The sequence below is a fragment of the Methylobacterium isbiliense genome (genome assembly GCF_022179325.1).
In the GTDB taxonomy this organism is placed as follows: Bacteria; Pseudomonadota; Alphaproteobacteria; order Rhizobiales; family Beijerinckiaceae; genus Methylobacterium; species Methylobacterium isbiliense.
In genome coordinates, this window is sequence record NZ_BPQQ01000036.1 from 25,653 (window position 1) to 37,806 (window position 12,154).

The 12,154-nt window shown below is 71.0% G+C and carries 11 protein-coding genes; 3 read left to right on the forward strand and 8 right to left on the reverse strand.

Translation table 11 applies throughout. The features are described 5' to 3' along the window. Positions 1-16: 16 nt before the first annotated feature. The gene (locus tag MFF61_RS16135; RefSeq protein WP_238236105.1) at positions 17-835 is read right to left on the reverse strand and encodes a L,D-transpeptidase; all 819 of its coding nucleotides are present in this window, start codon (positions 833-835) and stop codon (positions 17-19) included. A gap of 282 nt (positions 836-1,117) precedes the next feature. On the opposite strand from MFF61_RS16135, the gene MFF61_RS16140 reads away from it, so the two are divergent. Beyond that, positions 1,118-1,648 carry a Ros/MucR family transcriptional regulator gene (locus MFF61_RS16140; RefSeq protein ID WP_238236106.1) on the forward strand — a complete coding sequence of 177 codons (531 nt, stop codon included), beginning with the start codon at positions 1,118-1,120 and terminating at the stop codon, positions 1,646-1,648. Between the two features lie 163 nt (positions 1,649-1,811). After that, positions 1,812-2,123 (forward strand): GCG_CRPN prefix-to-repeats domain-containing protein, encoded by a 312-nt coding sequence (locus tag MFF61_RS16145; protein ID WP_238236108.1) that lies wholly within the window; start codon positions 1,812-1,814, stop codon positions 2,121-2,123. A 33-nt stretch (positions 2,124-2,156) separates the two neighbouring features. On the opposite strand, the gene MFF61_RS16150 is transcribed toward MFF61_RS16145, so the two are convergent. The 7 genes from MFF61_RS16150 to MFF61_RS16180 all read right to left on the reverse strand — a co-directional run bounded on the left by MFF61_RS16150 (position 2,157) and on the right by MFF61_RS16180 (position 10,861). Further along, positions 2,157-3,047, reverse strand: a complete 891-nt coding sequence (locus MFF61_RS16150; RefSeq protein ID WP_238236109.1) for a 3'-5' exonuclease — start codon at positions 3,045-3,047, stop codon at positions 2,157-2,159. Positions 3,048-3,146: 99 nt separating this feature from the next. Further along, a complete protein-coding gene (locus MFF61_RS16155; RefSeq protein WP_238236112.1) occupies positions 3,147-4,439 on the reverse strand; it encodes an MFS transporter in 1,293 nt (430 codons plus the stop codon). 71 nt (positions 4,440-4,510) lie between these two features. After that, positions 4,511-6,061, reverse strand: coding sequence for a UxaA family hydrolase (locus MFF61_RS16160; RefSeq protein ID WP_238236114.1), 1,551 nt, complete (start codon positions 6,059-6,061; stop codon positions 4,511-4,513). Positions 6,062-6,168: 107 nt separating this feature from the next. Next, positions 6,169-6,903 (reverse strand): ABC transporter ATP-binding protein, encoded by a 735-nt coding sequence (locus MFF61_RS16165; RefSeq protein WP_238236120.1) that lies wholly within the window; start codon positions 6,901-6,903, stop codon positions 6,169-6,171. A 10-nt stretch (positions 6,904-6,913) separates the two neighbouring features. After that, a complete protein-coding gene (locus MFF61_RS16170) occupies positions 6,914-8,758 on the reverse strand; it encodes a branched-chain amino acid ABC transporter ATP-binding protein/permease (protein WP_238236121.1) in 1,845 nt (614 codons plus the stop codon). Continuing rightward, positions 8,755-9,630 (reverse strand): branched-chain amino acid ABC transporter permease, encoded by an 876-nt coding sequence (locus MFF61_RS16175; protein WP_238236122.1) that lies wholly within the window; start codon positions 9,628-9,630, stop codon positions 8,755-8,757. Before MFF61_RS16175 ends, MFF61_RS16170 begins: the two co-directional genes overlap by 4 nt. 64 nt (positions 9,631-9,694) lie before the next feature. Beyond that, complete coding sequence (locus MFF61_RS16180) at positions 9,695-10,861, reverse strand: ABC transporter substrate-binding protein (RefSeq protein ID WP_238236123.1); 1,167 nt, start codon at positions 10,859-10,861, stop codon at positions 9,695-9,697. Between the two features lie 214 nt (positions 10,862-11,075). Between MFF61_RS16180 and MFF61_RS16185 the strand changes: the two genes are divergently transcribed. Then, positions 11,076-12,152 carry a malate/lactate/ureidoglycolate dehydrogenase gene (locus MFF61_RS16185; RefSeq protein WP_238236124.1) on the forward strand — a complete coding sequence of 359 codons (1,077 nt, stop codon included), beginning with the start codon at positions 11,076-11,078 and terminating at the stop codon, positions 12,150-12,152. Positions 12,153-12,154 lie beyond the last annotated feature (2 nt).

Sequence of the window (12,154 nt, forward strand, 5' to 3'; positions counted from 1 at the left end):
CCATCCGCACGGCGCGTCAGCTCAGCACCACCACCTGCGCGCCCACCGCCACGCGCGCGTAGAGATCGATCACGTCCTGATTGATCATCCGGATGCAGCCGGAGGAAACGCTGCGTCCGATGCTCTCCGGCTCCGTCGTGCCGTGGATGCGGTAGAGCGTGTCCTTGTTGTTCTGCCACAGGTAGAGCGCCCGGGCGCCGAGCGGGTTGCGCGGCCCCCCGGGGACGCCGAGCCCGCTCTGCAGCTGACTCACCTGACGGGCGAGATCCGGCTGGCGAGCGATCATCTCCTTGGGCGGGTACCAGTCCGGCCAAGCCTGCTTGGAGTTGATCGTGGCGATGCCCGACCACGCGAAGCCCTGGCGCCCGACCCCGACGCCGTAGCGCCGCGCCCGGCCACCGCCCTCCACGAGGTAGAGCAGGCGCGCCCGCGGGTCGATCACCACCGTGCCGGGCTCGTAGCGGCCGCCATAGGCGACCTCCTGGCGCAGGAAGGTCGGGTTCGCCCGCTGCCAGCGGAAGGCCGGGACCGGGAAGGGCTCGCCGCCGATTGCCGCATAGGCGCGGGCATAGTCGATCGGCCCATTGTCGACGGCGACGGCCGGGCCCCCGGGGGGCGGTGCGGGCTGGCGCCGGACGGGCCCGCCCCAGAAGGATTCCTCCTCCGGCTCGACCTCCTGGCGGCGCGGGCCGAAGAGCCAGTCCTCGCTCTCCTCCTCGCGGGAGGGCGCCCGCGGAGCGCGCACGGGCCAAGCCCGCGCAGAGCCGGGCAGGGCCACCGCAGCCAAGCCCGCGAGGGCGCCGTTGACGAGGAAGCGGCGGTACAGATCGGTCATGGTCTATCGTGGGAACGCGGCGGGAGGGCGACCTTGGCCCCTTCCGCAAGGACCTGCAACGGCTTGGCGGCCGAAATGAGACGACGGCGGCCCGCCATCCCCATCCCTTTGGCCTCCTGACCATGCGCACCGCCGGTTTCGTTCATCCATGAAGATAATCGTGCACGATGCATTCGCTTCTTCGCGATTGTCACGATGTTGTTGAGTGACTTTATGGCTATGTAAGTTGACGTTTCTCGAAATACGTGCCCATGCTGTTGCACCAAGCCGCATTGGTGCAGCATGACGAACGACGATCCGAACCTTCCAGCCGACCTCATCGGTCTCGCTGCCGACATCGTGTCGGCCTATGTCTCGAACAATTCGGTTCCGGCGTCGGAAGTGCCGGGACTGATCGGGGCCATCCACTCCTCCCTGACCCAGCTCGGCACGCCGACGGCGCCCGAGCCGGAGAAGCTGACGCCGCCCGTGCCGATCAAGAGGACGGTGACGCCGGACCACATCATCAGCCTGGAGGACGGCAAACCCTACAAGACTCTCAAGCGGCACCTGTCGGGGCGTGGCCTGACCCCCGATCAGTACCGCCAGAAATGGGGTCTGCCGCCCGACTATCCGATGGTGGCGGCCAACTATGCCGCCCAGCGCTCCGAACTCGCCAAGACGAGCGGGCTCGGCCAGAGCCGCCGCAGCCGCACCGCCGCCCGCAGCGCGGCGCCCGACGCCGTGGTGTCGGGACCCGACGCGGGAGAGCGCAAGGGCCGGTCGGGCAAGGATCAGTCGGGCAAGGGCCGGTCGAGCAAGGCTTCGGCCTGACGGCCGGGGACCGGGCGGACCACCCCCGACGCGGCGCGTGGGCCGGATCGCCCGGCGCCGGACCGCTCTCTCGCGCTCATCGGACGTTCAGCTCGTGGGCGCTTATCTCTCCGCCGACCCGGCGGCCGTCAGGCCGTCCGGCAACGTCAGGAGAGATCGCACGATGACGCACGTCAAGGTGCTGGGGCTCGCGGCCCTGGTGGCGGGCAGCCTCGGACTCGCCTCGGCGGCCAGCGCCGCACCGATCGGCCTCGGCGCGGCCGGTTCCCTCGCGGGCGCGGCGGCGACGCCCGTCGCGGGCGGCTGCGGCCCCGGCTTCTTCCCGAACCGGTTCGGCATCTGCCGCCCGTTCTACGGCCCGCGGCCCTTCTACGGTCCGCGGCCGTACTATTACGGCCCGCGGCGCTTCTACGGTCCGAGACCGTTCTACGGGCCGCGCCCCTATTATGGACGCCGGTTCTACTACGGCTACTGACCGACCCGGCCCGGCGCCCTGGCGCCGGGTTTTTCATGTCTCCGGGTCGCTGCGGGCCGAGAAGCGGTCGCGGGCGGTGAACCGGTCCGCGGGCAGACCGGGCAGGATCCCACCGTAGATCTCGCGGGACAGGAACGAGCGCTCGATCTCGATCTGCTCCTCGTCGAGGTCGATGTACCAGCAGCGCCGCCGGCTCGACCAACGGTAGTTGCGGTCCTTCAGCCGGTCCTTGAGAGCGAAGGGCGCGTCGGAGGCCCAGAGGCGCACCGTGGGCCGGCGCGCCGCCTCCAGCAGGGCGGCAAGGCCGAGGCGGCCGGAGCGCCGCAGCGGCCATGCAAGCAGGGCGAGCAGCGCCTCGCAATCGTCGATCGCCCGGTGGCCGTTGTGGAAGTAGCCGTGGTCGGCGAGCAGCCCGCCGAGGCGCGCCGCCTCGTGGCCCTCCTCCCGCCAGGGAATCTGGTGGCAGGAACAGGCCCAGTTGCGCGTGGCGAAGACCGGCCAGCGCACCTCGCACATCCGGCGGTCGAAGCGGGCGTTGTGGGCGATGATCACCCGGGCGCGGCCCGCCAGGGCCTCCACGGCCGCGTCGTCGATGCGCTGCCCGGCCACGTCCGCGTCGGTGATGCCGGTGAGGCGCGTCACCGTCTCGGGGATCGGCCTGGACGGCTCCTGAAGCTGGTTGAAGCGCTGGCCCACCCGGTAGATGCGCCCGCTCGCCCCGTACGAGAAGGCGATGATGCCGAGTTCGATCACCTCGTCGGTCGCAGGGTCGAGGCCGGTGGTCTCGGTATCGAGGATCAGCCCGAGATAGGTCGGTTCATCCGCAGGCTCCCCGGAAGCCGCGAAGGGCTTGAGGCGCCGCAGTACCCTGTACTCCCCGGTACGCTCGAGGATTCCGGCGATGTCGTCGAGCGCGTCCGTCACGCGTCACCCACGCTGCCCGCGTCCCAGTTCGGCCACGCTCTCGATAGCCCGCTCCGGAGCGCGGCACCAGGGCAGGGCGGGCGACGTCCACCGCAGATTTCAACCGGACACGGACGCAACCTCGCCGACCCGCAGCCGGCTATCGCCGAGGCGCAGGGCCGTGAGGAGGCCGACCAGGGCGACGCCCGCGATGATGAGGCCGGGAGCGGCGGGCCAGCCCGTGGCGCCGATCAGCGCATTGGCGGCGAGCGGCCCCAGACCGCTGAGCAGCGTGAAGCCGAGGTTGAGCGAGAGCGCCACCCCGCTGAAGCGCACCCGGGTCGGGAACAGGGTCGCCAGCAGGTAGGCGAAGCTGCCGTTCGCGCCCGCCATCGCCACGGTGAGAAGCGGCAGGACCAGGAACAGGTTCGCGTCGCCCCGCGCCAGCACCACGTAGGCCGGCACGGCGCCGACGAGGAGCAGCAGCGTCGAGGCCTGGAGGAGCCGCCGGGGCGGGATGCGGTCCGCGAACCACGAGGCGGCGAGCAGCGAGACCGACATCGCCAGCAGCGCCACGTTGATGGCGAGCGCCACGGTCTGCCGGTCGTAGCGCAGCACCTGGCCCAGATAGGCCGGCATGTGCGCGAACAGGATGCCGTTGAAGGCAGCGGTCAGCGCGACGATGCCGATGCCGGTGAGGACGGCGCGGCGGTGGAGGCGCAGCACCTCGCCGACCGGGCTGCGCGAGGCCGTGTGCTGCAGGCGCAGGAATTCCGGCGTCTCCTCCAGCGAGCGGCGCAGCCAGAAGCTCACGAGGCCGAGCATGCCGCCGAACAGGAAGGCGATGCGCCAGCCGTACTCGGCCATGGCGGCGGGGGGCAGCCACGTCTGCAGGGCGAGGTAGACGAGGGCCGCGAGGATCACGCCGCTGTTGACGAAGCAGAAGACGATGCCGCAGGCGAAGCCCGGGCGACGCGAGGCGGTCTCGACCACGAAGGTGATGGCGCCCGGCAACTCGCCGCCGATGCACAGTCCCTGCACGAAGCGCAGACCGACGAGCAGCAGGGTCGCCGCCACGCCCCAGGAGGCGTGGGGCGGCACGAGCCCCATGCCGAGCGTGCAGGCCGACATGGTGAAGACCGTGACCACGAACACCGTCTTGCGCCCGTAGCGGTCGCCGAAATGGCTGAGCACCACGCCGCCGAGGGGCCGCGCGAGGTAGCCCACGGCGAAGACCGCGAGCGAGAGGGTGAGGGCGGCCACCGGATCGCTCGCCGGGAAGAACGCCGCGGCGATGTACTGGGCGAAGATGCCGTAGACGATGAAGTCGTAGTATTCGAGCCCGCCGCCGAGGCTCGCCAGCACCGTCATGGTCCATTGGCGGCGGGTCAGGTCCGGGGCTTCGGCTGTCATGGTCGCGTGTCCGCATCCGGAGCCCTCGATCCGGCTCCGGCCGCGCCCTTACCCCGGTTCGGGCCGCGCGCCTACATCACGGCGCCGATCTGCCAGGGCACGAACTCGGCGTCGCCGTAGCCGAGCGCCTCCGATTTCGAGCGCTCGCCGGAGGCAACAGAGAGGATCCTGGCGAAGATCTCGTCGCCCTTCTGGCGGATCGAGACGCCGTCGAGGACATCGCCGCAATCGATGTCCATGTCCTCTTCCATGCGGCGGTAGATCTCGCTGTTGGTCGCGAGCTTGATCGACGGCGTGGGCTTGCAGCCGTAGGCCGAGCCGCGCCCGGTGGTGAAGCACAGGATGTTCGCCCCGCCCGCCACCTGGCCGGTGGCCGAGACGGGATCGAAGCCCGGCGTGTCCATGTAGACGAAGCCCCTGGCGGTGACGGGCTCGGCGTAGCGGAAGACGCCGTTGAGCCGCGTCGTGCCGCCCTTGGCCGCGGCCCCGAGGGATTTTTCCAGGATGGTGGTGAGCCCGCCCGCCTTGTTGCCGGGGGAGGGATTGTTGTTCATCTCGCCGCCGTTGCGGGCGGTGTAGCCCTCCCACCAGCGGATCATCTCCACGAGCGCCTCGCCGGTGGCGCGGTCGACCGCGCGGCGGGTGAGCAGGTGCTCGGCCCCATAGATCTCGGGCGTCTCGGACAGGATCGCGGTGCCGCCCTCGGCCACGAGCCGGTCCACGGCGGCGCCGAGCGCCGGGTTGGCCGTGATGCCCGAATAGCCGTCCGAGCCGCCGCACTGGAGCGCGAGCATCAGCGCGGAGGCCGGCACGGTCTCGCGCCGGACCCTGGCCACGGCCGGCAGCATCTCGCGGATCGCCGCCACGCCCGCCTCGACGCTGCGGCGCGTGCCGCCGGTCTCCTGGATGGTGAAGCTGCGGAAGGTGTCGCTCTCGACGATCCCATAGGCGCGCTTCCAGCGGTCGATCTGGAAGCCCTCGCAGCCGAGGCCCACCATGATGACCCCGCCCATGTTGGGGTTGGCCGCGTAGCCCCACTGGGTGCGCTTGAGGATCTCGCTGCCCTCGCCCTGGATGTCGTAGCCGCAGCCGGTGCCGTGCACGAGCGGGATGATGCCGTCGATGGCCGGGTAGTCGTCGAGCAGGCCGGAGCGCCGCACCTCCTCGGCGATGAAGCGCGCGACGGAGGCCGAGCAGTTCACCGAAGTGAGGACGCCGATGTAGTTGCGGGTGCCGACCCGCCCGTCGGCCCGGCGGTAGCCCTGGAAGGTCGCGCGCTCGGCCTCCGGGACCATGGCCGTCTCGCGGGCCTCCTCGGCGAAGCGGTAGTCGCGGGCGAAGTCGCCCTTGGCCTCGCCCAGGCCCACATTGTGCTCGTGCACCCATTCGCCCGGGGCGATCCCGCGGCTCGCGAAGCCGATCACCTGCCCGAACTTGCGGATCGGGCCGCCCTCGGGAATCGCCGCCGTCGCGATCTTGTGGCCCTTGGGCACGCGGGCGGAGGCCGTCACGCCCTCGACCGCGGCGCCCGGCAGGATCGCGTCCACCGCCACCACCACGTTGTCGTCGGGGCTGAGGCGCACGGTGCGGGGCGGCGGGGGCAGGGCGGTTGCGGCGAACATGAGCGACTCCGAAACATCCATCGATGAAGCACTTGAGATGAAGCACTCGGAACCCCTCTCCCGCACCGGAGAGGGGTTTCCCGCGCCAGTCTCCTCGGCGGCTCACCCTATCCCGCGGCCGCCTTGCGCCCGCCGAGATACGCCGCCCGGATGTCGTCGTTGGCCCAGAGCGATTCCGGCGAGCCGCTGAGCACGAGCTGGCCGGTCTCCAGCACGTAGCCGCGATCGGCCACCGAGAGGCCCATGCGGGCGTTCTGCTCGACGAGCAGCACCGTGGTGCCGCGGCGGCGCACCTCGGCGATGATGGCGAAGACCGCCTGGACGATCACCGGGGCGAGCCCGAGCGAGGGCTCGTCGAGCAGGAGGATGCGCGGCTTGGCCATGAGGCCGCGGGCGAGCGCCACCATCTGGAGCTGGCCGCCCGAGAGCGTCCAGCCGAGGGCGTCGGCGAAGCGGCGGATGTCGGGGAAGAGGTCGAACATCGCGTCCGCCTCGTCGCGGATCTGGCGCGACGAGAGCCCGGTGCGGTTCGAGGCGCCGAGCATGATGTTCTCGCGCACGGTCAGCCCGGGGAAGACCCGGCGCCCCTCCGGCACGTGGGCGACGCCACGGCGCACGATCTCCTCGGGCTTGAGGCCGACGAGCGACTCGCCCTCGAACAGGATCTCGCCGCCCGCCGGCTTCACCAGGCCCGAGATGGTCTTGAGGGTGGTGGACTTGCCGGCCCCGTTGGAGCCGAGCAGCGTCACGACCTCGCCAGCCTCCACCGAGAAGGAGACGCCGCGCACGGCCTCGATCTCGCCGTAGCGGACGGTCAGGTCGCGGATGTCGAGGAGCGCCATGCTGCCGCCTTCAGGCCGGATGGAGGTCGGTGCGCAGGCCCGGGTCGCGGCGGCCCGCGCCCGGCTCCGCGCTGTCCTGGCCGAGATAGGCCTCGATCACCGCGGGCTCGCGCAGCACCGTGGCGGTCACGCCGTCGGCGATGCGCCGGCCGAAATTGAGCACCGTGATGTGGTTGGCGACGTCGCTCACCAGCGTCATGTCGTGGTCGATGATGAGGATCGTCACCCCCTTGGCGGCGACCCGGCGCAGGAGGCCGGTGAGCGCACCCTTCTCGCTGGTGTTGAGGCCCGCCGCCGGCTCGTCGAGGAGGAGGAGCGAGGGGTTGCCGGCGAGCGCCCGGGCGATCTCGATCAGGCGCTGGTGGCCGTAGGAGAAGGCCGAGACCGGCTCCTCGGCCCGCGCCTCCAGCCCCACGAAGGCGAGCGCCGCGCGGGCGCGGGCCTGGAGCGTGGCGCGGTCTGCCCCCGCAAACTCGTTGCCCGGACGCTCGGCGCCGATCACCACGTTCTCCAGCGCGCTCATCGAGCGGAAGAGCCGGATGTTCTGGAAGGTGCGACCCAGGCCCGCCGCCGCCCGGGCATGGGGCGGGAGGTGGGTGATGTCGCGCCCGTCGAGCCGCACCCGGCCCGCGGTCGGCTTGTAGAGGCCCGAGAGCACGTTGAGGGTCGTGGTCTTGCCCGAGCCGTTCGGGCCGATCAGCGCGTGGATGCCCCCGCGCGTCACCGTGAACGACACCTCGTCCACCGCCTTGAGGCCGCCGAAGTGCTTCGAGAGCGCCTCGACCTCCAGCACCGGGCCCGCGCTCGCCGCACTCTGCGTCAGCACGAGGTCGCCCGCGCGGGGCGGCGCCGGGCGCCGGGGGCGCAGGCGCTTCACCTGATCGCCGAGGAAGCCCCAGATGCCCTCGGGCATGAACACCACGATCAGGATCACCGCGAGCCCGTAGATGGCGAGGTAGAGACCCGGGATCTCCTTCAGGAACCGCAGCCATTCGGGGATCAGGATCAGGAGGCCCGTGCCGATCACCGCCCCTGCGGGCGAGCCGACGCCGCCGAGCAGGGCCATCGTCAGGAAGACGATCGATTCCGCGAAGGCGAACTGGTCGGGGCTGACATACGTGAAGCCGCCGGCGAACAGCCCGCCGCCGAGCCCCGCCAGCAGCGCCCCGATGGCGAAGGCCGTCACCTTGGTGCGGTAGACGTCGATGCCCGTGACGCCGGCCGCGAGCTCGTTGTCGCGCACCGCCCGCATGGCGCGGCCGAGCCGCGTGCGGGGCATGTGCCAGACCACCCAGGCCACGACCGCCAGCACCGCGAGGCACAGGCCGAGATAGACCTGCCCGTCCGTGAACAGGGCGGGGCGCTGGATGCGCGGCACGCCGTCCGGCCCGTGCGTGACCGGGATCCAGTTGACCAGCACCAGGGTGAGGATCTGCTGGAAGCTGATCGTCACCATGGCGAGGTAGTGGCCGCCCAGACGCAGCGTCGAGGCGCCCAGGAACGCCCCCATGACCAGGGCCGCCGCAAGACCGGCGGCGAGGCAGATCCAGAAATTGACGCCGAGATCCACCGTGCCGAGGCCCACCGCGTAGGCGCCGATGCCGAAGAAGGCCGCCTGCGCGAGGTTGATCTGCCCGCACAGCCCCAGCACGACGGTGAGGCCGATCACCGCGATCGCGTAGGTCGCGGCCTGCATCAGGATGTTGAGGAGGTAGCCGTTGAGCGGCGTCGACACCGCCACGAACACGGCGCAGGCCGAGAGCGCCGCGTAGATCAGGGAGCCCACCGGCAGGCGGCGGGGGGCGGGGGAGGCGGGCGCCGCCACGCCGGCCTGGGGGAGAGGGGAGCCGGTCATGCCTTCTCCGCGATGCGTTCGCCGAACAGCCCCTGGGGCCGCAGGACCAGGAAGGCGACGAGCACGATGAACGCGAAGGCATCCTTGTAGGGTACCGAGACGTAGGCCGCCCCGAACGTCTCGATGATGCCGAGCGCGAGCCCGCCGATGATCGCCCCCGTGACGTCGCCGAAGCCGCCGATGATGGTGGCGGCGAAGGCCTTGAGGGCGATCGTCGCGCCCATCTGGATCGACACGAACAGCACGGGCGCCACCAGGATGCCGGCGATGCCCCCCAGCACCGCGCTGTACACGAAGGTCAGCATGATCATCCCGGCGACCGGGATGCCCAGCAGCGCGGCCATCTCCTTGTCCTGCGAGGTGGCCTGCAGCTTCTTGCCGATCAAGGTGTGTTCGAAGAACCAGTACTGGAAGGCGACGAGCACCGCCGTCACGGCGATGATCAGCAGGTACTGGCTGTCGAGGAAGACCGGCCCGACGAGGAACCCTTGTGTCTCGAACACCGGCGAGAGCACCTGCGGCTGCGGCCCGTAGAGCGCCAGCGTCGAGTTGGCGAGGAAGATCGAGGCGCCGATGGTCGAGATGATCACCGGCAGGTAGGTGCGGTGGCGCAACGGATAGTAGACGCCGAGGTTGAACAGGGCGCCGAGCAGCGCCATGCCGCCGATGGCGATCAGGAACGACAGCCAGTAGGGCCATTCGAGGTCGACCGCGAAGACGACCATCAGGAACGCCGCCACCATCGAGAACTCGCCCTGGGCGAAGTTCACCACGTTGGTGGCGCGGAAGATCAGCACGAAGCCGAGCGCCACGAGGGCGTAGACGGCGCCGATGCCGATTCCGGTGAAGAGGAGTTGAAGGACGAGATCCATGCTGTCCGCCCCGGCTGGCCTGGAGGAGGGCCCGCCCCGGCGGGGCGGACCGGAGGTGGGGGGATCAGCCCTGGTAGAAGTCGATGCGCTTGTCGAAGACGATGTTGCCCTTGTCGTTCTTCACGACGTTGTAGCCGTGCAGGCCGTCGCCGTTCTTGTCGAAGTTGTAGGTGCCCTCGGCGCCCTCGTGGCCGCGCACGGCGAGCAGCGCCTCGCGGATCGCCTGCGGATCGGTCTTGCCGGCCTTGTTGATGGCAAGCGCCAGCACCGTGACGGCGTCGAAGGTCCAGGAGGACTGGTTGTCGGGCGCGATCTTGGTGGCGGCCCGGTAGGCCTTGCCGAAGTTCCGCGCCGCGTCGCTCGATTCCTCGGCGTAGTCCGCGACCCCGTAGGTGCCGAAGAGCGAGGGACCGGCGAGCTTGAGCGCCGTGACGTTGACGATCGAGGGCGAGCCCACCCACGGCACCGTGACGCCGAGCTGGCGCAGCTGCCGCGCGAAGATGCCGAGGTCGTTCTCGAAGGTGAAGTAGGAGCCGATCACGTCCGCGCCCGACTGGCGGATCGCCAGCACGACCGGGGTGAAGTCCTGGCTCTGGTTCGTGTAGCCCTGGTCGAGGGCGATGGTGGCCCCGGCCTTGCCGAGCGCCTCGGTGAGCGCCTTGGCGCCGCTGGTGCCGAAGGCGTCGGTGGAGTGGATGATCGCCCACTTCTTCTTGGCGAGCGTGGTGACGCCGAAATCCGCGATGACGCGCGCCGAGTAGCTGTCGTTGGGGCGGAAGCGGAAGAGCCAGGGATTGCCCATCTGGGTCAGCACCGGATCGGTGCCGCCGAAGCAGACCGGCTTGCCCGTCTTCAGGATGTCGGGCGCCATGGCGTGGTTCTGGGTCGAGCGGATCGAGCCCAGGAAGCCCACGAGGTCGCTCTGCGAGGCGAGCTTCGAGAAGGCGAGCACCGCGCCCGGATTGGTGGTGAGGTCGTCCTCTGTGACGATCTCGAGCGGCTTGCCGAGCACGCCGCCGGCCTTGTTGACCTGCTCCAGGGCGAGCTTGGCGCCGTTGAGCGCGAAGCGCCCGGCGTCGGCGCCCGGCCCGGTGACGGGCAGCACCATGCCGATCCGCACGGTGGAGGCCGCTCCCTGCGCGCAGGCGGAGCGGATCACGCCCGGGCCCGCCATGCCGCCGATCACCGCGGATGCGGCTCCGCCCAGGAAAACGCGACGCGTCGTCCTCATGAGGTCTGTCCTCCCATCGTCCGGTGTCGAGGCCCGGTTGTTGGGGGGAATAGGACACCGGCAGCGCTGCCATGTCTACCCCTGATGGAAAACGCTCCGCGGCGAATGGCGGGCGGGCGCTTCGCTGGGCGCATCGGACGGGCGCGTCGGCGCGGCTTGGATCCCCCCTCGCCATTCGCTATTCGCGGTTCGGCATAAGAATCGGGAGGAATCCATGCAGATCGCCGCCGCCGGGCTCACGGCCTTCGTCCGGGACATCTTCGTCGGGGAGGGCTGCACGCCCGAAGAGGCCGAGCGGATCGGGCGCTACCTCGTGGCCGCCAACCTCACGGGTCACGACAGCCACGGGGTGATCCGGGTGCCGCGCTACGTCGGATGGCTGCGCGAGGGCGAGGTGGTGGCGGGGCAGGCGCCCGAGGTGGTGAGCGACAGCCCGTCCTTCGCGCTCGTCGACGCGCATTACGGCTTCGGCCAGACCGCCGGACCCTTCGCGACGCAGCTCGGCATCGCCAAGGCGCGCCAGAACGGCGTCGCGATCGTGGCCCTGCGCCATGCCGGGCATCTCGGCCGGATCGGCGAGTGGGCCGAGCAGGCCGCAGCGGCGGGCCTCGTCTCGGTCCATTTCGTCAACGTGGCGGGCAGCCTCCTCGTCGCTCCCTACGGCTCGGTGGACCGCCGCTTCTCGACCGCCCCCTTCGCGGCGGGCTTTCCGGTCGCGGGGGCGGAGCCGGTCATCCTCGATTTCGCCACTTCGGCGGTGGCCGAGGGCAAGGTGCTGGTGGCCTCGCAGGGCGGCAAGCCGCTGCCGGAGGGCGTGCTGATCGAGCCCGACGGCCGCCTGAGCCGGGATCCGGCGACGCTGTTCGGTCCGATCGAGGGCACGCCCGAGCGCGACAGCCGGAAGGGGGCGGGCGCGATCCGGGCCTTCGGCGAGCACAAGGGCTCGGGGCTCGCCCTGATGTGCGAACTCCTGGCGGGCGCGCTCACGGGCTCGGGCACCTCGGGACCGGGGCCGAAGCGGTTCTGCAACGGGATGCTGTCGGTCTACCTCACGCCGGAGGCGTTCGGCTCGCAGGACGCGGTGGCGGCCGAGACCCGGACCTACCTCGACTTCTTCAAGGGCGCGCGCGCGGCGAGCCCGGACGGCGAGGTGCTGCTGCCGGGCGAGCCCGAGCGGCGCACCCGCGCGCAGCGCCTCTCCGAGGGCGTGCCGCTCCCCGACCCGGTCTGGGCGACGCTGATCGCGGCGGGCCGGCCGCACGGGTTGGACGGGGAGACCTACCGGGGCTGACG

Bases quoted from the DNA above. Each gene is read 5' to 3' on its own strand.
- MFF61_RS16160 (WP_238236114.1), bottom strand. From the start codon at position 6,061: ATGTTCGCCGCAACCGCCCTGCCCCCGCCGCCCCGCACCGTGCGCCTC.
- MFF61_RS16135 (WP_238236105.1), bottom strand. From the start codon at position 835: ATGACCGATCTGTACCGCCGCTTCCTCGTCAACGGCGCCCTCGCGGGC.
- MFF61_RS16140 (WP_238236106.1), top strand. From the start codon at position 1,118: ATGACGAACGACGATCCGAACCTTCCAGCCGACCTCATCGGTCTCGCT.
- MFF61_RS16170 (WP_238236121.1), bottom strand. From the start codon at position 8,758: ATGACCGGCTCCCCTCTCCCCCAGGCCGGCGTGGCGGCGCCCGCCTCC.
- MFF61_RS16155 (WP_238236112.1), bottom strand. From the start codon at position 4,439: ATGACAGCCGAAGCCCCGGACCTGACCCGCCGCCAATGGACCATGACG.
- MFF61_RS16185 (WP_238236124.1), top strand. From the start codon at position 11,076: ATGCAGATCGCCGCCGCCGGGCTCACGGCCTTCGTCCGGGACATCTTC.
- MFF61_RS16180 (WP_238236123.1), bottom strand. From the start codon at position 10,861: ATGAGGACGACGCGTCGCGTTTTCCTGGGCGGAGCCGCATCCGCGGTG.
- MFF61_RS16175 (WP_238236122.1), bottom strand. From the start codon at position 9,630: ATGGATCTCGTCCTTCAACTCCTCTTCACCGGAATCGGCATCGGCGCC.
- MFF61_RS16145 (WP_238236108.1), top strand. From the start codon at position 1,812: ATGACGCACGTCAAGGTGCTGGGGCTCGCGGCCCTGGTGGCGGGCAGC.
- MFF61_RS16165 (WP_238236120.1), bottom strand. From the start codon at position 6,903: ATGGCGCTCCTCGACATCCGCGACCTGACCGTCCGCTACGGCGAGATC.